We start from the raw sequence: 16,375 nt of genomic DNA, 5'->3' as shown, positions 1-16,375 counted from the left end.
ATACTGGAAGCGACTCATCACGCGATCAGGCACCGATGCTCACCGTCGAGATACACAGTGCCGCGAGTCGTTCCGGCGGACGGATATCCACACGGAAATGCGCGTAGCCGTTGCTCGCGATCTGGCGCCTCGGCCTGACGGGAACATCGCTTCGCGTGGCGTCGTCGGTCGAACAGCCGCATCCTGAAGGGCGGCGCGCCGGTCGCGAACTCACGCTCACCATTGAATTGCACAGCGCGCAGAGTCGTTGAAGAAGGCGGACAAGCGCGTCGAAATCCGCGCGTTGCGAACCACGCACCGGCGCTCACCGTTAGAATGCACAGCCGTTCGATTGGGGGCCGGAGCCGGATATCGACGTCGCCCTGCCCGCATGCTTGGGGGCGCGCACGCGCGCCATCGGCTAGAATGCGCGTCGCCCTGCACCGCGACAATGGCCCGAAACCCGCACCGGTGCGGGCGCGCAGCCGGATCGGTCGCGGCGCTCACCATTAAATTTCACAGCATTTCGCTTCGTCAGGACGCGAGTTGTCCACAACCCGCTTCATGTCTCACGCAGCATCCGGTCATCCTCACCTGTGAAAACCACAGGGCGTCGAGTCGTTTCGACGCGCGGATATCCACAACCGCGGGCGCGACCGGATCTTCATCTGCCGATCGACGGACGCCTTGGCGCACGAAATCCCGGAAAAGCCGAAAAGGCTTGTCCGGACGGCCTCCGCGGCACACTCACCGTTCGATTGCACAGCGTTTCGAGTGGCTTTGGCGGCGTGTTGTCCACATCCCGCCGACGATGCTTCGTCGCGCCGGCACGCCCGGGCGACGTTATTCCGCGATCGACCGGATGACCTTCGCCGGATTGCCGCCGACCAGCGTATTCGGCGGCACGTCCCGGGTGACGACGGCCGCGGCTGCGACGACCGCGTTTTCGCCGATCGTCACGCCGCCGATGACCGTCGCACCCGCGCCGATCCACACGTTCCGCCCGATCACGATCGGCTTCGCGACCACGCAGTCGCGTCGCCGCGACGGCTCGACCGGATGACCGGACGTGATGAGGTTGACGTTCGGGCCGATCATCACGTCGTCGCCGATCTCGAGTCCGCCCAGGTCGTAGAACGTGCAGTTCTGGTTGACGAACACGTTGCGCCCGAGCTTCATGCCCGCGCCGCCCGTCGCATGGAACGGCGGGATCAGCACGAAATCGTCGTCCACCTGCGTGCCGATCAGTTCGCCGAACAATGCGCGCACGTCCGCCGCATCGTCGAACGTCAGGCGGTTGAGCCGCGCGGTGATCGCCATCGCCCGTTTGATCTCGGCCACCATGGCCGCCGATTCGGGTGTCCTGCGCGGAATGATGGTGGTGCGATCGTCGTTTGCCATGCGTGACGGGTCTCCAGTAGGTGCGGGGTTGCGCGATGCGTTGACGATCGCGGACGAACGGCCGATTGCGTTGCCGCGTGCGCGGAGGCTGCGGGCGGGCCCGGCACATTGTAGTGATGCCGCTTTTTCGCCGGGGTTTTCTGGGTCTTCTGTAAATAACTAGTTTTTTTATAACCAGTTATTTACAGAACCCCTGTCACATAAGGGTTTCATCGCGTCTTCCGCCGGCTTCACCGCATGCAGCCGACCCGCGCGCCCCTGTCCCAACCACCCGGGCTCGGGTACGCTTGAGGCTCCCCCGGCTCGACACCTGCACCCAAACGCGGAGGCGCGATGAAGCTCTACTACTGGCCGAAGACCCGGGCATTCCGGGCGCTGTGGATGCTCGAGGAAATCGGTGTGGTGTACGAACTCGTGCCGGTCGATCTGCGCTCGCACGAACAGGGCAGCGATGCGTTCGTGCAGGTCAACCCGATGGCCAAGCTGCCCGCGCTCGACGACGGCAGCGCCCCGTTCGCCGAATCGGGCGCCGTGCTGCTCTATCTCGCCGATCGCTGCCCGGGCGCCGGGCTCGGCATCGCCCCCGACGATCCGCTGCGCGGCCGTTTCCTCCAGTGGATGTTCTTCACGCCGACCTGCCTCGAACCGGCGATGGCCGAGAAATTCACCGGCGCGTCGGGCAATCCGGTTGCGTTCGGCTGGGGCAACATCACCCGCGTGCAGCGCGCCCTCGCACAAGCGCTCGCCCACAGTCGCTGGCTCGTCGGCGAGCGCTTCACCGCGGCCGACCTGCTGCTCGCCAGCACGCTGAAGATCGCGTTCGACGCGCATCTGCTGCCGCACGAAGGCGTGCTCGGCGACTACGTCGCGCGCGCCGAGGACCGCGACGCGTTCCGCCGCGCGGTCGAGATCGAACGGCGCGAAGCGGCGCGTCTGCTGCACGGGTGAGGCGCAACGGGGGCGGCCCCCGTCGCCCTCGATCACGTCTGCGCGGCCGGCCCCGGCGCCGACGCGTCCGCGTCGATCACCACGCCCGGCGAACCGCGCTCGTCGGTATCGACGTCGATCGGCACGACGTCGTGAAAATGCGTGTAATCGATGTGCGTGATGCCGTCCTCGTCGTGCATCAGGTCGACATAGCGGTGGCGCCAGCGGATCTCGCCATGCGCCCATGCATGACGCGCCTGCATGACCTGCGCGGTGGTCTCGTCCGAGCCCTCGATCGTGATCAGCAATTGCGCGTCGCGCGCGGCGAGCGATTCGGGCGTCTCGCCGAACAGCGCGCTCGACTCGTCGATCACGTGCATCAGGTTCCAGCCGAGCAGGAAGATCGGATGCTCGTTGCGCACGAGCGGCAGGTCGTGAATCTTGCGCAGCGAATAGCCCTCGTGCGTGCCTTCGACGCGCATCAGCCGCAGTTTCGCCTGCGCCTCGGCAATCACGTTCTGGCGGGCATTCGCTGCGCGCACCATCAGCGTCATCCGGCCGTTCAGCGGCCGCACGATCGCGTAGCGCGCGAACAGGATCTTCGCCTGCGGCCGCGAAAACCGCGCGAACACGAGCCCCGTGGCCAGCGCGATGCCCGACATCCCGACGAAGATCTCGAACGTCGCGACGAGGTGCGCATAAACCGTCTGCGGATGCATGTCGCCGTAGCCGACGGTCGCGAGCGTCTCGACGCTGAAGAAGAACGCGCCGCCGAAGCCGGCCGGCGACTGGTTCGCGATCGGCGCATGGCCCAGCAGGTAGAGCGCCGCGAAACCGCCGTTGAGCAGCAGGAACAGCACCGCGAGCGACAGGAAGAACACGGGCCAGCTCACCGTCAGCGCGCGGTGATAGAAATCGCGCCAGCCGAGCGGCGGCATCCCGTACGCGATCACCGGGCGGGTGCCCGACCAGATCTTGCGGCCACGGCCGCGGGAGGCTGGGGAGGACGAATCGACGTTCATCGCGCGGCGCAGGTTGCAGGGAGGCGATGAGCGTAGCACGCGCGGCAGCGGCGGGGAATGCGGGGCGGTTCGGAACGGCAAACCGCCCCGCAGCCGCAAAAAAAGCCGGCCGCGCGAGCGGCCGGCTGCATCGTCATGCGGGCTCGCGCGTGGCGCCCGCCGCAATCACTTCCGGTCGACGATCACCTGGTCGAACGTGCCGCCGTCGGCGAAATGGGTCTTCTGCGCGTTCGCCCAGCTGCCGAAGACCTGCTCGACGCTGAATGTCTTCAGCGGCTTGAACTCGGCCGCATGCTTCTTCAGCACGGCCGCGTCGCGCGGGCGCAGATGGTGCTGCGCGATGATCTCCTGCGCTTGCGGCGTGTACAGGTAGTCGAGATACGCCTGCGCGACCTTGCGCGTGCCTTTCTTGTCGACCACCTTGTCGACGACGGCGACGGGCGGCTCCGCGAGGATGCTCGCCGACGGATACACCGCGTCGAACTGCCCGCCCGACGCGCCCGTGTCCATCAGCGCGACCTCGTTCTCGAACGTGACGAGCACGTCGCCGATGCCGCGCTGCGTGAACGTCGTCGTCGCGCCGCGACCGCCCGAATCGAGCACCGGCACGTTGCGGAAGATCGCCTTCTCGAAGTCGAGCGCCTGCTGGTCGGTCGCACCCTTCTGCTTCTGGAAGCCCCAGGCGGCGAGATACGCATAGCGGCCGTTGCCCGACGTCTTCGGGTTCGCGATGATCACCTGGACGCCCGGCTTCGCGAGATCGCCCCAGTCCTTGATCGCCTTCGGGTTGCCCTTGCGCACGAGGAACACCATCGTCGTCGAATACGGCGAGCTGTTGTCCGGGAAGCGCGCGCGCCAGTCCTTCGGCAGCAGTTGGCCGCGCTCGGCGAGCAGGTCGATGTCGTTCGGCTGGTTCATCGTCACGACGTCGGCCTGCAGCCCCTGCAGCACCGACAGCGCCTGCGCGCTCGACGCGCCGTGCGACTGCTTGATCGTGACCGTCTCGCCGGTCTTCTGCTTGTAGGCGGCGGCAAAGCTCGCGTTGATGTCCTTGTACAGCTCGCGCGTCACGTCGTACGACACGTTCAGGATCGACGTGTCCGCATGCGCGGCCGCCGCCGCCACGACCAGCGCCGCCGCCGCGCCCGTGTGCAGCCAGCGGCCGATCCCCTTGATGCTTGCCATCGTGATATGCCCCGTTTCCAGTGGTGGTGAATGTGCGTGACCGCACGCGTACGCGCCGTCATCGAAACGTAAGCGGGCATTCTAGCGGCCGGGCGCAGCGCGCCTTCCAATCAGTCGTGGAAAGCAAATCTCGAATCCTGCTAAACGACGGCCGGGGCTCGCGCACCCTGCCGCCGCGGTGTTAAGATCGCCGCTCAGCCCACTCACGGTTCATCCATGTCCGCTACCCTGCGCTCGCCCTCGATCCTCGCCGCCGTCGCGGCAGGCGCGCGCGCGGCCGGGCTGAAACTGAAAAAACGACTCCTCGACTGACGGGGACGTCGCGTCCCGTCAGGCGAATGCCGGACGGGATGCCCGCAGGTCGTTTCATTCTCCTTGCACGCACGCCTCGCTCCGGCCCCCGCCGGCGGAACGGTTCCTTCCCACTCCGTTTCCACCATGAGGCTTTGCATGAACACACGTTTCGAAGGTATCTGGCTGCCGATCGTCACGCCGTTCCACCACGACGAGGTCGATCACGCGGCGCTCGCGCGGCTCGCACGCCGTTATGCGGCCGCCGGCATCGCGGGCTTCGTCGCGGGCGCGACGACCGGCGAAGGCGTGCTGCTCGACGCGCGCGAACAGGACGCGGTATTCGCGACGCTGCGCGACGCGGCGCCCGCGCTGCCGATCGTCGTCGGGCTGACCGCGAGCGCGACGCATTTCGCGACCGCCCGCGCGCGGGAGCTCGCGGCGCTGCGCCCCGACGGGCTGCTCGTCACGCCGCCCGTCTACGTGCGGCCGACGCAGGACGGCATCCGCCGCCATGTCGAGGCGATCGTCGACGCGGCCGACCTGCCCGTGCTCGTCTACAACATCCCGTACCGCACCGGCGTGAACGTCGAACTGGACACGCTGCAGGCGCTCGCGCGCGATCCGCGCGTCGCGGGCATCAAGGAATGCGGCGGCACGCTCGACCGGATGAGCCGGCTCGTGCACGACACGCCGCTCGCGATCCTGTCCGGCGACGACAACCAGAACTTCGCGGCGATGTGCGCGGGGGCGCACGGCGCGATCGCGAGCAGCGCGCACGTGCTGCCCGAATGGCATGTGCGGATTCATGCGTGGCTGCGCGACGGGCGGCTCGCCGACGCGCGGCGCCTGTCGGTCGCGCTGCAGCCGCTCGTCGCGGCGCTGTTCGCGGAACCGAACCCGGCGCCGGTGAAGGCCGTGCTCGCCGCGCAAGGGTGGTGCGAGGACGGGTTGCGGCTGCCGTTCGTGCCGGCGAGCGACGGGTTGCGGGAGAGGCTGGGCAGGCTCCGTGCGGAACTCGAGGAAATCGGACCGCACGCTGCGGCTGTATGAACGGCCCGTCATGCATCGGGGGCCGGCGACCGCCGGCTTCCCGCCTGCCAGATTGTTTCAGACTGTCAGAACCACAGACATGCCGTACCGGGCGAGATGCCCATCGGCAGTGACGAGCTGCAGGGGTTCATGCTGGGCCTGCGCAACGAGCAGCCGATCGAACGGGGCGCGATGATGGCTCGGCAAGCTGCGTACGGCTGCCCCGTGTACGGCCCGGACCGGCAGTTCGCGGAACCCGCTCGCCCGAAGCACGCGAACTAGCCGATCCACGTCGACATCGAGCTTCCCCAAGCCGGCCTTGATCGCGGCTTCCCAGATACTCGCGCTGCTGACGAACCGCTCGTCGGCATCCGCGATCAGCCTGCGTGCTCGGGCGCTGAGCTTCGGGTCATCGGTCACGCTCCACAAGAAGATGTGCGTATCGAGCAGCAACCGCATCAGCGCCCTTCAAAAGCTGCCAGCAAGTCGTCGGGCAGCGGTGCGTCGAAGTCGTCCGCAATCCGAACCTGACCTTGCAGGAGACCGAACCGAACGGGCCGCTTGACGGATACGGACCGATCCCCGGATGCTGGCGGGTTCGAGATCGCGGTTTCCTCGCCGGAAATCGGAACGTCGACTTGTTGCGATGGATTGGCCGTGGTGCCGGGGATATTTGCGCGTTGCATGATGACCTCCGCTTTGGATGCCACCACTGTAGTCAAGTCCGTCCGAACGATCCATTCAGCCGGATGGGGGATGCCTGCCGGATCTCGGCGGCTCGTCACGCCGCGAGCGCTACGCCGCCCTCCTCCGTCGCCCCCCGCACCGCCTGCGTCACGATCCGCGCGAGCCGGTCGACCGTCGGGGTCGCCGACGACGTGCGCCGCAGCAGGATCAGCGGCAAGCTCGGCAGCGCCGGCAACCCGCACGACGCGGCATCGAGCACGCGCACCGACGCCGGCAGCCCGTAATGCGAGCGCACCGTCAGCCCGAGCCCCGCCGCCGCGGCCGCCCATAGCCCGGCCAGGCTCGGCGTCGTGAACGCGACGCGCCACGGCACGCCGGCACGATCGAGCGCATCGGTCGCCGCGCCGAAGAAGCGGCACGGCCGGTCGAACACGACGAGCGGCAACGGCTCGCCCGTCGCCCGCACGGCGCGGCCGCCGGGCTCGCCGGCGCCGCCCGCACCACCCGCGCCCCCATCGCCATTCGGCACACCGAAACCACCGCCCGCCGCCGCGCCGATCCATTGCATCGGCACCTGCGCGATCGCTTCGCTGTCGATCCCCGCCCGCGACACGAGCGCCGCCGACGCCGGATCGCCCCACACGAGCGCCAGATCGAGCTGGTTCGCATCGAGCCGGTCGAGCAGATCGGCGTTGCGCGCCACGCGCGCCTCGATCTTCACCTTCGGATGCGCACGCGCGAACCGCCCGAGCACGTCCGGCAGGATCGCCTCGCCGAAATCCTCCTGCAGCCCGACCCGTACCCAACCGTCGAGATTCACGCCGCGCACGGCCGCGGCCGCCTCGTCGTTCAGCTCGATCATCCGCCGCGCGTAGCGCAGCATCGCGTCGCCGGCATCGGTCAGCGCGAGCCCGCGCCCGGCTTTCACGAACAGCGGCGTGCCGGCCTGCTCCTCGAGCTTGCGGATCTGCGCGCTCACCGCCGACGACGAGCGCGCGACGCGATCCGCCGCCTTCGCGAAACTGCCGAGATCCACGCCTGCGACGAGGCTGCGCAGCGCCGCGACGTCGAAGTTGGGCCGCGCCAGCGCGGCATCGGCCGCCGCGAGCGGCTCGCCGCCGTCGCGCGGAATGTCTTGTCCGGGCATCTCGATCATCCTGTTTTATCGAACGATTCATCAAAAACTTTCCGATTTTCAGGATGAATGTAGGCGGCCAAACTGTGCACGTCAACCTCGAACCGGGCCTGCCGTCATGGATACCTCGTGCATCGCTTCTCCTTCTTCGCCTGCCCGCGACGTGCGCGGGCCGGCCCATCGCTGGCGCGTGCTGGCCGCCGGCGTCGCCGCCAACATGAGCTTTTCGGCCGCCGCGGCCGGCATTCCGACCACGGCCGTGTGGATGCGCGCCGCCTACCATCTCGACAACGGCGCACTCGGCCTCGTGCTCGGTGCGCTCGGCTTCGGCGTCGCGCTGTCCGAGCTGCCGTGGGGGATCGCCGCCGACCGCTTCGGCGACCGCCGCGTGCTGCTGGCCGGGCTCGTCGCGACGGCCGCGATGCTCGCGCTGATGATGTGCACGATCGTCCCGACCGCGCAAGCGGCGCCGCCGCTGATGCGCGTCGTCGCGGCCATGGGCTGCGTCGGCCTGCTCGGCGGCAGCGTGAACGGTTCGAGCGGGCGCGCGGTGATGCGCTGGTTCGGCGAGCGGGAGCGCGGGCTCGCGATGAGCATCCGCCAGACGGCCGTGCCGCTCGGCGGCGGCCTCGGCGCGGCGCTGCTGCCGTCGCTTGCATCGCACGCCGGCTTCGCCGCGGTGTTCGGCGCGCTGATGCTGCTGTGCGCGGGATCGGCCGCGCTCACGTGGCGCTGGCTGCACGAGCCGCCCGCCGAGCCGGCCGCGGCGTACCTCGCCACGCATCGCGCCGCCCGACGGCCGCAGGTCGCCGGCCACGCGCGCAACCCGCTCGCGAGCGGCCCCGTGTGGCGCATCGTGCTCGGCATCGGCCTGCTGTGCGCGCCGCAATTTGCGGTGCTCACGTTCGCGACGGTGTTCCTGCACGACTTCGGCCGGCTCGGCCTTGCCGGCATCAGCACGGCGATGGTCGCGCTGCAGCTTGGCGCGATGGCGATGCGCGTCTGGAGCGGCCGCCATACCGACCGGCACGGCAATCGGCGCGCGTACCTGCGCGGTTCCGTGCTCGTCGCGGCCGGGTCGTTCGCGCTGCTCGCGGCGGCGACGGCCGGCAGCCCGCATGTGCCGCTCGCCGCGATCGTCGCGATTCTCGTGTTCGCCGGCATCTGCGTGTCGGCATGGCACGGCGTCGCGTACACGGAGCTGGCGACGCTCGCGGGCGCGAACCATGCGGGCACCGCGCTCGGGATGGCGAACACGATCGTCTATCTCGGGCTGTTCGCGACGCCGCTCGCGATTCCGCCGCTGCTCGCCGCGAGTTCGTGGAGCATGGTGTGGCTCGCGGCGGCGTTGATCGCGGGCGCGACCTATCCGCTGTTTGCGCGATGACGGGCGCGCGCGGCGCCCGACCGGGCGGAGCGCGGGCCGCCGTCGCACGGCGCGGTCAGAACTTGTACACGGCCGACAGCATCGCCGAACGGCCGTCGCCGAGCTCGACCGCCGACGACCGCGATTCGCTGCCCGACACCTGCCGCACGCGTTCGACGTAAGCACGATCGAACAGATTGTCGACGTTCAGCTGGAGGCGCAGCCGGCGGCTCACGTCGTAACTCGCCATCAGGTTGTGCACCCAGTACGCGCCGAGCTTGCCGTCGCCCTGCGACGTCACGTTGCGCCGGCCGACGAAGTGCGAGCCGTAGCCGAGCGTCCAGCCCGCCGGCAGCCGATAGGTCGTCCATACGTTGAACGCGTGCCGCGGCGTGTTGCCGAGCGCCTGCCCGTCGCGCCGCGGCGACGACGGCGAGCTGAGCGTCACGCTCGCCAGGTACGTGTAGTTCGCGAACACGTCCCAGCGCGGCGTCACCTTGCCGGCGGCGCCGAGTTCGACGCCGCGCACGCGTTGCCGGCCCGCGAGCGCATAGCTGCCGTCGGCCATTCGTTCGCGCGCGTTCTTCTTTTCGGTCTGGAACAACGCGCCGTTCAGCGCGATGCCCGCGAGCCCTTCCCATTTCGCGCCGAGTTCGACGCTCTCGTTTTTCTCGGGCGCGAGCGCGCCGGTCGCCGCGCTCACGCCGGAGCCGGTGGTCACGAGGAATTCGGCGGACGGGTTGAACGACGTGCCGTACGCGAAATACGCACGACCGTTGTCGGTCGGCTTGAACACGAGCCCCGCGCGCGTGCTCAGATGCCGATCGGCGGTATCCGCGCGCTCGGTGGGCTTGCCGGCCGCGGTGCCTTCCGACCAGCCATCGATCCAGTCGTGCCGCAGCCCGACGTCGATGTCCCAATAGCGGCCGACCGAGATCGTGTCGAACGCGTACAGCGCCTTCACGACCAGCGCGGTGTCGTTGCGCGCACTGTCCTGGCGCCGCGCCGGGCCACGCCACACGCCGGGCGGCGCGGCGAGCGCGAAGCCGTCGGCCGGGTAGAAGCGGTTGAGCCCGTACGAATAGGTCGTGCGGCCGTACGTCTCGCGCGAGATCTCGAAGCCCGTGACCAGCGTATGCCCGATGCCGAACGTCGAGAACGCGCTGGTGACGTTCGTCTGGTTCGCCCACATCGCGGTCGACGCATCGCGGCCATAGCCTTGCGGCCCGGCCGGCTTGTAGCGCCCCGGCGGCAGGCCCTGCAGGTTCACGTGCGACGCCGAAATCACCGTGTCGCGATTCAGGTGCGCATAGCGGCTCAGGTTCTGCACCTTCAGGCCGGACGACACGTCGTGTTCGGCCTTCACGGTGAACGTATCCGACGCGATGCGTTCGCGGTCGAGATTGCGCCAGCCGAAATAGCGCTCGCGCGACACGCCGGCCAGCACCTGGCCGTCGTGCGCAGGCAGCCCGTAGTCGGGCAGGTTGTTGTCGTACTGGTGGAAATAGCCGAGCGTGACGCGCGTCGGCGTGCCGAGACCGAACGCGAGCGACGGCGCGATGCCCCAGCGCCGCTTGCGGATGTCGTCGCGGCCGGGCACGTCGTTGACGTGCGCCATCGCATTCAGGCGGAACGCCGCGCGGCCGTCGGCGCCGGGCAGCGGCCGGTTCGCATCGAGCGTCACGCGGCGGTAGTCGGACGTGCCGAGCATCGTGCCGGCCTCGGTGAACGTGCCGGCCTTCGGTGTCTTGCTGACCAGATTCACCGAGCCGCCCGTCGTGCCGGCGCCGCCGAATACCGAATTCGGCCCCTTGATCACCTCGACCGCCTCGACGTTGAACAGGTCGCTGCGATTGTTCTGCGCGCTGTCGCGCAGCCCGTCGAGCTGCATGTTCGCGTTCGCGCCGAAACCGCGGATATTGAACATGTCGCCCGACCCGCCGCCGCCCTCGCCCGCGTTGAACGTGATGCCGGCGACGTTCGACAGCGCTTCGCGCAAGCTCAGCGCCTGCTGTTCGTCGAGCACCGCGCGCGGCACCACGGTGATCGTCTGCGGCACGTCGAGCAGCGGCGTCGCATACTTGGCGGAACCCGATCGGTCGACGCGCGAACCGGCGTCGCGCGCGCCGTGCACGACGATCGGGTCCAGTTGCGGCGCGTGGCGCGGCTCGCCTTCCTCCGCGCATGCCGGCGCGACCGCACAGGTCATCATCGCGAACGCGACGGATGCGGTCGCGCGCCGCGGCGGCGTCGCGCTCGACTGGATGCAACGGCTCATGTTCACTCCACTTTATTGATGAGAATGATTCTCATTCAATAGAATTGGATGCGACATGGCAATTGGACACGTCCGAACTTCGTCGTCCGAACGAACTGCCGAACGAAACGGCCGGGCCACCGGCCGGCCGCGCACCGCCGAGTCAAATCGCCTCGCGCGCCAGCGCACGCCGCGCGGCCGGCCGTTCGGCCTCGCGCTGCGCATGGGCGGTCCATGCGGGATGCCGCGTCATGTCGAGCCCGATCGCGATGCCCCAGCGATACAGCACGAGCAGGAACGGATCGACGATCGAATGGCCGCCTGGCTCGGCCCACGTGCGCCCGTCGGCCAGCGCCGCTTCGATCGATACGTTCGCCGCGTCGATCGTGCTGCGCCCGTGCGCGCTGACCGCGCCGTGCAGCGCCGGATCGCCGATGAAACGCCCCGGCCGCCACAACGCGCCGTACCCGACGCCGTGCACCCAGCCGACCAGCCACGCGAGCCATTCGTGGCACCGCGCTTCGCGCAGCGGATCGTCGAGCGGCAGCAGGCGTGCGTTCGGATGCGCACGCGCCAGATACGTGAGGATCGCCGGCGTTTCGGTCAGCACGCGCGGCTCGCCCGGAATCGCGAGCACGGGCACGCGCGCCTTCGGATTGATCGCGAGATAGTCCGCGGTCAGGTTCTGCTGCTCGCGGACCGACACGATCTCGACGTCGAACGGCGCGCCGGTTTCTTCCAGCGCGATGTGGGCGGCGAGCGAGCAGGCGCCCGGCGAAAGATAAAGACGATATGCGTTCATGGTGGCGTTGCCCGTCGGGCCTGTGGAAGACGCAACGAGTGTAGGAACGCGCGGGCCGCCGCCGCAAACGATGAATTGTCGTGCTCGGGCATTAGTGATACTAATGCGCGATGCGACGCATCCACCTCCCTCCGCTACAGACGCTGCGCGCGTTCGAAGCCGCCGTGCGGCTGCAGAGCTTCACGCGCGCGGCCGACGAACTCGCGCTCACGCAGGGCGCGGTCAGCCAGCACATCCGCACGCTCGAAGCGCAGCTCGGCTATCCGCTTTTCACGCGTGAGCGCAACGGCGCGACGCCGACGCACGCCGCGCATGCCCTCGCGCTGCAGGTGCGCCAGGGCCTGAGCGTGCTCGAACGCGCGTTCGAGCCGACGCTGGCGGTGCGCCGCCGCCCGCGCACCTGCGACGTGACGCTGAACGTGAGCGTGCTGCCGAGCGTCGCCGAGCGCTGGCTCGCGCCGCGCCTGCCGCGCTTCGCGGCCGCGCATCCGCACATCTCGATCTCGCTGCATCCGGACGTGGCGCTCGCGCCGCTGCGCAAGCGCGACCGCATCGACGTCGCGCTGCGCTACGGGCCCGGCACGTGGCCCGGCGTCGTCGCCGAGAAGCTGATGAACGAGACGATCTTTCCGGTCGCGAGCCCGGCGTATCGCAATCGCGACGGCGTCGTGCCGCGCACGCCGGCCGACCTCGTGCGCGCGACGCTGCTGCGCCATCCCGCGCAGCCGTGGGAACCGTGGTTCCAGGCCGCGCGGCTCGACCTCACCGAATCCGCGCGCGCGCCGCGCTTCACCGATGCGAACGCGCTGATCGATGCGGCGCGGCAAGGCCGCGGCGTCGCGCTCGCGCGGCGCTCGCTGATCGAGCCCGAACTCGCGGACGGCACGCTCGTGCGCGTGTCGACGGTGCGCATCACCGACGTGTACGCGCACTACGTCGTGTGGCGCCCCGGCCATCCTCGCGAAGCGGCGATCCGCACCTGGCTCGACTGGCTGCGCAGCGAAGTGCGGCGCAGGACGCCGCGGCGCTGACGCCGCCTGCCGGCACGCTCATGCGCGCGTCGGCGGCACGACCTTGTCGAGCGTGATCGGCAGATCCCGCACCCGCACGCCGGTCGCGTGATAGACCGCGTTGGCGATCGCGGCCGGCACGCCGGTGATGCCGATCTCGCCGATGCCGCGAATGCCGAGCGGATTGAAGTGCGTGTCGCTTTCGTCGACGAAACTCACGTCGAGCTCGCCGATGTCCGCGTTCACGGGGACGTGATATTCGGCGAGATTCGCGTTCGTGAAGCGGCCGTGCCGCACGTCGAGATGCGAGCCCTCCTCGAGCGCGGTGCCGAACCCCCACACCATTCCGCCGATCAACTGGCTGCGCGCCGTCTTCGCGTTGAGCACGCCGCCGACGCTGTAGACGCCGACGATGCGCGGTACGCGAAGCGTGCCGAGCGCGGCATCGACGTGCACTTCGGCAAACACCGCGCCGAACGAATGGGACGCATAGCGCGACTTCTCGTCGCCCGGCTTCGTCGTCGCCTGCGCGTCGATCGGCCGGCCGCCGGCGCGCGCGATCACCGCCGCCGCCGGATCGCGCCGCGCCGGGTCGCCGCGCTGCACGACCCAGCCGTCGTCGACCGTCACGTCGTCGGCCGCGGCGCCGTGCAGCGGCGACCCGGGATCGGCGATCGCCAGCGCAATCAGCTTGGCGCGCGCCTGCAACGCGGCCTCGCGCACGGCCGGCGCCACGCTCGCCGCCGACTGCGAGCCGCCCGACACCGGCGCGCGCGGCAGGCTGGAATCGCCGAGCACGAAGCGCACGCTCTGCGGCGCGAAGCCGAGCGCGTCGGCCGCGACCTGCGTCATCACCGTGTAGGTGCCGGTGCCGATGTCCTGCGTGCCCGACGCGACTTCGGCCGTGCCGTCCGGCAAGATGCGCGCGCTCGCCGACGCCTCGCTGCGGTTGGCCGGATACGTGGCGGCCGCCATCCCGAGGCCGATCAGCGTGTGGCCGTCTCGCATCGTGCGCGGCGCGCCGGTGCGGCGCGACCAGCCGAAGCGCCGCGCGCCGACCTCGTAGCACTCGCGCAGCTTGTTGCTCGACCACGGCTTGCCGTCCTGCGGATCGACCTGCGCGTAATTCGCGAGCCGCAGCGCGACCGGGTCCATGCCGAGCCGCCACGCGAGCTCGTCCATCGCCGATTCCAGCGCGAACGAGCCGGACGCCTCGCCGGGCGCGCGCATGAACGTCGGCGTGCCGACGTTCAGCGACACGATCCGGTGCGTGGTCGCCTGGTTCGGCACCGCGTACATGATCCGCGCAGGCATCCCGCACATTTCCGTCCAGTCCTCGAACGTCGACGTCGTGACGATCGAGTCGTGACGCATCGCCGTCAACGTTCCGTCCCGGCGTGCGGCCAGCACGACGCGCTGCTCGGTGAACGGCCGTCCGCCGACCGGGCCGAACATCTGCGGCCGCGTGAGCGCAAGGCGAACCGGGCGCCCCACCTGCTTCGCGGCCATCGCGCACAACGACACGTGCGACCACGACGAACCCTTGCAGCCGAAGCCGCCGCCGAGGAACGGCGAAATCACGCGCACCTGTTCCGGCGCAATGCCGAACACGGCGGCCACCGCCGTGCTCGCGCCCGACACGCCCTGCGTCGCATCGTGCAGCGTGAGCGTCGGGCCGTCCCAGTGCGCCATCGTCGCGTGCGGCTCGATCGGGTTGTGGTGCTGCATCGGCGTCGTATAGGTTGCGTCGATGCGCACCGCGCCTTCGCGCAGGCCGGCATCGACGTCGCCGCGCTGCGTGTCCATCGGGCGCCCCTGCTGCTTCGGCGGCACGCGTGCGCCGCGCTTCGCATGCGCGAAATCGAGCGCGGCATCGGTCGCGCGATAGTGCACCCGCACGGCATTCGCGGCGTCGGTCGCCTGCTCGAGCGTTTCGGCGACGACGACCGCCACGGGTTCGTTGCTGTAGCGCACCGTGTCGTCCTGCAGCAACGTGAGCCGGCGCCCGGCGGGCGGCGACAGCGGCGGCCGGCCGCCGTTGGGCAGCCGCATCGCGTTCTCGTGCGTGATCACGAGCAGCACGCCCGGCATCGCGCGGGCGCGGGCCGTGTCGATCGACTCGATCCGCCCGGATGCGATCGTGCTCGTCACGAGCACCGCGTGCGCGAGCCGCGCATCGGGGAATTCGGCCGCGTAATGCGCGCCGCCCGTCACCTTGAGCACGCCGTCGACACGGTCGAGCGGCTGTCCGGTCAGCGTGTTCATGCCACACCTCCCGTCGTTCCGGCCGCGGTGGTCACCGCGCGCACGATCGCGCGCTGCGCGAGCGCGACCTTGAAGCCGTTGCCGTCGAGCGGCCGTGCGTCGCGCAGGGCGAGCGCGGCCGCTTCATTCAGCGCGGCATCGGTCAACGCATGGCCAGCGAGACGCTGCTCCGCTTGCGTCGCACGCAGCGGCTTGTGCGCGACGCCGCCGAGCGCGATCCGCGCATCGACGACGCGCGGGCCGTCCATCCGCAGGGCCGCCGCGACCGACACCAGCGCGAACGCGTAGCTCGCGCGGTCGCGCACCTTCAGATAGTGCGCATGGTCGGCAAAGCGCGGCGGCGGCAAGTCCACCGCGGTGATCAGCTCGCCCGGTTCGAGCGTCGTGTCGAGATCGGGACGATCGCCCGGCAACCGGTGAAACGACGTGAACGGAATCTGCCGTTCGCCACGCGGGCCGCTCACCTGCACGATGGCGTCGAGCGCGGCGAGCGCGACGCTCATGTCCGACGGGTTCACCGCCACGCACTGCGGGCTCGCGCCGAGGATCGCGTGCATCCGGTTATGGCCGCCAATCGCCGCGCAGCCGCTGCCCGGCTCGCGCTTGTTGCACTGCGCGAACGCGGGATCGTAGAAATACGGGCAGCGCGTGCGCTGCATCAGGTTGCCGCCGACGGTCGCCATGTTGCGCAATTGCACGGACGCGCCGGCGAGCAGCGCCTGCGACAGCAGCGGATAGTCGGCGCGGATGCGCGGATGATCGGCCGCATCGCTGTTGCGCACGAGCGCACCGATGCGCACCCCGCCGCCGGGCAGCGCATCGACCGTGTCGAGGCCCGCGATGCGCGTAATGTCGATGAGCGCGACGGGCCGCGCGACGCCGCCCTTCATCAGGTCCAGCAGGTTCGTGCCGCCGCCGATGAACGTCGCGCCGGGCCGTTGCGCCGCGCGCACGGCGCCGGCGACGTCGGTCGCGCGTTCGTAGGAGATCGCTTCCATTGCGCTGCCCTCCGTCGG

General features: G+C 69.8%; 14 protein-coding genes. 4 read left to right on the top strand and 10 right to left on the bottom strand.

The features are described 5' to 3' along the window. Positions 1-822: 822 nt before the first annotated feature. Positions 823-1,380 (bottom strand): DapH/DapD/GlmU-related protein, encoded by a 558-nt coding sequence (locus WS89_RS22265; protein ID WP_059793535.1) that lies wholly within the window; start codon positions 1,378-1,380, stop codon positions 823-825. A 333-nt stretch (positions 1,381-1,713) separates the two neighbouring features. On the opposite strand from WS89_RS22265, the gene WS89_RS22260 reads away from it, so the two are divergent. Further along, positions 1,714-2,328 carry a glutathione S-transferase family protein gene (locus WS89_RS22260; protein WP_059506407.1) on the top strand — a complete coding sequence of 205 codons (615 nt, stop codon included), beginning with the start codon at positions 1,714-1,716 and terminating at the stop codon, positions 2,326-2,328. 32 nt (positions 2,329-2,360) lie between these two features. On the opposite strand, the gene WS89_RS22255 is transcribed toward WS89_RS22260, so the two are convergent. Together WS89_RS22255 and WS89_RS22250 are read right to left on the bottom strand one after the other, a co-directional pair. After that, complete coding sequence (locus tag WS89_RS22255) at positions 2,361-3,329, bottom strand: ion channel (RefSeq protein WP_059793533.1); 969 nt, start codon at positions 3,327-3,329, stop codon at positions 2,361-2,363. Between the two features lie 165 nt (positions 3,330-3,494). Next, on the bottom strand, positions 3,495-4,514 hold the full coding sequence (locus WS89_RS22250) for a sulfate ABC transporter substrate-binding protein (RefSeq protein WP_059793530.1): 1,020 nt from the start codon (positions 4,512-4,514) through the stop codon (positions 3,495-3,497). Positions 4,515-4,964: 450 nt separating this feature from the next. Here WS89_RS22250 and dapA point away from each other — a divergent pair, with 450 nt between their 5' ends. After that, on the top strand, positions 4,965-5,858 hold the full coding sequence (gene dapA, locus WS89_RS22245; RefSeq protein ID WP_059793527.1) for a 4-hydroxy-tetrahydrodipicolinate synthase: 894 nt from the start codon (positions 4,965-4,967) through the stop codon (positions 5,856-5,858). 57 nt (positions 5,859-5,915) lie between these two features. On the opposite strand, the gene WS89_RS22240 is transcribed toward dapA, so the two are convergent. The 3 genes from WS89_RS22240 to WS89_RS22235 all read right to left on the bottom strand — a co-directional run bounded on the left by WS89_RS22240 (position 5,916) and on the right by WS89_RS22235 (position 7,671). Then, positions 5,916-6,296: a type II toxin-antitoxin system VapC family toxin gene (locus WS89_RS22240; RefSeq protein WP_059793525.1), complete on the bottom strand. Its 381-nt coding sequence runs from the start codon at positions 6,294-6,296 to the stop codon at positions 5,916-5,918. After that, the gene (locus WS89_RS32945; RefSeq protein ID WP_082741934.1) at positions 6,296-6,523 is read right to left on the bottom strand and encodes a hypothetical protein; all 228 of its coding nucleotides are present in this window, start codon (positions 6,521-6,523) and stop codon (positions 6,296-6,298) included. The genes WS89_RS22240 and WS89_RS32945 overlap by 1 nt, the downstream gene beginning before the upstream one ends. A 95-nt stretch (positions 6,524-6,618) precedes the next feature. After that, positions 6,619-7,671, bottom strand: a complete 1,053-nt coding sequence (locus tag WS89_RS22235; RefSeq protein ID WP_059506417.1) for a LysR substrate-binding domain-containing protein — start codon at positions 7,669-7,671, stop codon at positions 6,619-6,621. 106 nt (positions 7,672-7,777) lie between these two features. Here WS89_RS22235 and WS89_RS22230 point away from each other — a divergent pair, with 106 nt between their 5' ends. Further along, a complete protein-coding gene (locus tag WS89_RS22230) occupies positions 7,778-9,046 on the top strand; it encodes an MFS transporter (protein ID WP_059793523.1) in 1,269 nt (422 codons plus the stop codon). 55 nt (positions 9,047-9,101) lie between these two features. Here WS89_RS22230 and WS89_RS22225 read toward each other — a convergent pair whose 3' ends face one another. Both WS89_RS22225 and WS89_RS22220 read right to left on the bottom strand, forming a co-directional pair. Next, positions 9,102-11,303, bottom strand: coding sequence for a TonB-dependent receptor (locus WS89_RS22225; RefSeq protein WP_059793521.1), 2,202 nt, complete (start codon positions 11,301-11,303; stop codon positions 9,102-9,104). Between the two features lie 142 nt (positions 11,304-11,445). Then, positions 11,446-12,084 (bottom strand): glutathione S-transferase family protein, encoded by a 639-nt coding sequence (locus tag WS89_RS22220; protein ID WP_059793519.1) that lies wholly within the window; start codon positions 12,082-12,084, stop codon positions 11,446-11,448. A 110-nt stretch (positions 12,085-12,194) separates the two neighbouring features. On the opposite strand from WS89_RS22220, the gene WS89_RS22215 reads away from it, so the two are divergent. Beyond that, complete coding sequence (locus WS89_RS22215) at positions 12,195-13,115, top strand: LysR substrate-binding domain-containing protein (RefSeq protein WP_059506426.1); 921 nt, start codon at positions 12,195-12,197, stop codon at positions 13,113-13,115. Positions 13,116-13,133: 18 nt separating this feature from the next. Here the strand turns inward: WS89_RS22215 and WS89_RS22210 are convergent, their stop codons facing one another. Both WS89_RS22210 and WS89_RS22205 read right to left on the bottom strand, forming a co-directional pair. Beyond that, positions 13,134-15,359, bottom strand: coding sequence for a xanthine dehydrogenase family protein molybdopterin-binding subunit (locus tag WS89_RS22210; protein ID WP_059793518.1), 2,226 nt, complete (start codon positions 15,357-15,359; stop codon positions 13,134-13,136). After that, a complete protein-coding gene (locus tag WS89_RS22205) occupies positions 15,356-16,357 on the bottom strand; it encodes an FAD binding domain-containing protein (protein WP_059793516.1) in 1,002 nt (333 codons plus the stop codon). The genes WS89_RS22210 and WS89_RS22205 overlap by 4 nt, the downstream gene beginning before the upstream one ends. Positions 16,358-16,375: the final 18 nt, after the last annotated feature.

It is taken from the genome of Burkholderia sp. MSMB1072, assembly GCF_001524725.1.
In the GTDB taxonomy this organism is placed as follows: Bacteria; Pseudomonadota; Gammaproteobacteria; order Burkholderiales; family Burkholderiaceae; genus Burkholderia.
The sequence above is the reverse complement of the archived record's forward strand: the minus strand, read 5'-3'. Positions and strand labels throughout refer to the sequence as shown.

What these genes read in the sequence shown, in the direction of transcription:
- WS89_RS22265 (WP_059793535.1), bottom strand. Translation starts at nt 1,380, where the DNA reads ATGGCAAACGACGATCGCACCACCATCATTCCGCGCAGGACACCCGAA.
- WS89_RS22260 (WP_059506407.1), top strand. Translation starts at nt 1,714, where the DNA reads ATGAAGCTCTACTACTGGCCGAAGACCCGGGCATTCCGGGCGCTGTGG.
- WS89_RS22255 (WP_059793533.1), bottom strand. Translation starts at nt 3,329, where the DNA reads ATGAACGTCGATTCGTCCTCCCCAGCCTCCCGCGGCCGTGGCCGCAAG.
- WS89_RS22250 (WP_059793530.1), bottom strand. Translation starts at nt 4,514, where the DNA reads ATGGCAAGCATCAAGGGGATCGGCCGCTGGCTGCACACGGGCGCGGCG.
- dapA (WP_059793527.1), top strand. Translation starts at nt 4,965, where the DNA reads ATGAACACACGTTTCGAAGGTATCTGGCTGCCGATCGTCACGCCGTTC.
- WS89_RS22240 (WP_059793525.1), bottom strand. Translation starts at nt 6,296, where the DNA reads ATGCGGTTGCTGCTCGATACGCACATCTTCTTGTGGAGCGTGACCGAT.
- WS89_RS32945 (WP_082741934.1), bottom strand. Translation starts at nt 6,523, where the DNA reads ATGCAACGCGCAAATATCCCCGGCACCACGGCCAATCCATCGCAACAA.
- WS89_RS22235 (WP_059506417.1), bottom strand. Translation starts at nt 7,671, where the DNA reads ATGCCCGGACAAGACATTCCGCGCGACGGCGGCGAGCCGCTCGCGGCG.
- WS89_RS22230 (WP_059793523.1), top strand. Translation starts at nt 7,778, where the DNA reads ATGGATACCTCGTGCATCGCTTCTCCTTCTTCGCCTGCCCGCGACGTG.
- WS89_RS22225 (WP_059793521.1), bottom strand. Translation starts at nt 11,303, where the DNA reads ATGAGCCGTTGCATCCAGTCGAGCGCGACGCCGCCGCGGCGCGCGACC.
- WS89_RS22220 (WP_059793519.1), bottom strand. Translation starts at nt 12,084, where the DNA reads ATGAACGCATATCGTCTTTATCTTTCGCCGGGCGCCTGCTCGCTCGCC.
- WS89_RS22215 (WP_059506426.1), top strand. Translation starts at nt 12,195, where the DNA reads ATGCGACGCATCCACCTCCCTCCGCTACAGACGCTGCGCGCGTTCGAA.
- WS89_RS22210 (WP_059793518.1), bottom strand. Translation starts at nt 15,359, where the DNA reads ATGAACACGCTGACCGGACAGCCGCTCGACCGTGTCGACGGCGTGCTC.
- WS89_RS22205 (WP_059793516.1), bottom strand. Translation starts at nt 16,357, where the DNA reads ATGGAAGCGATCTCCTACGAACGCGCGACCGACGTCGCCGGCGCCGTG.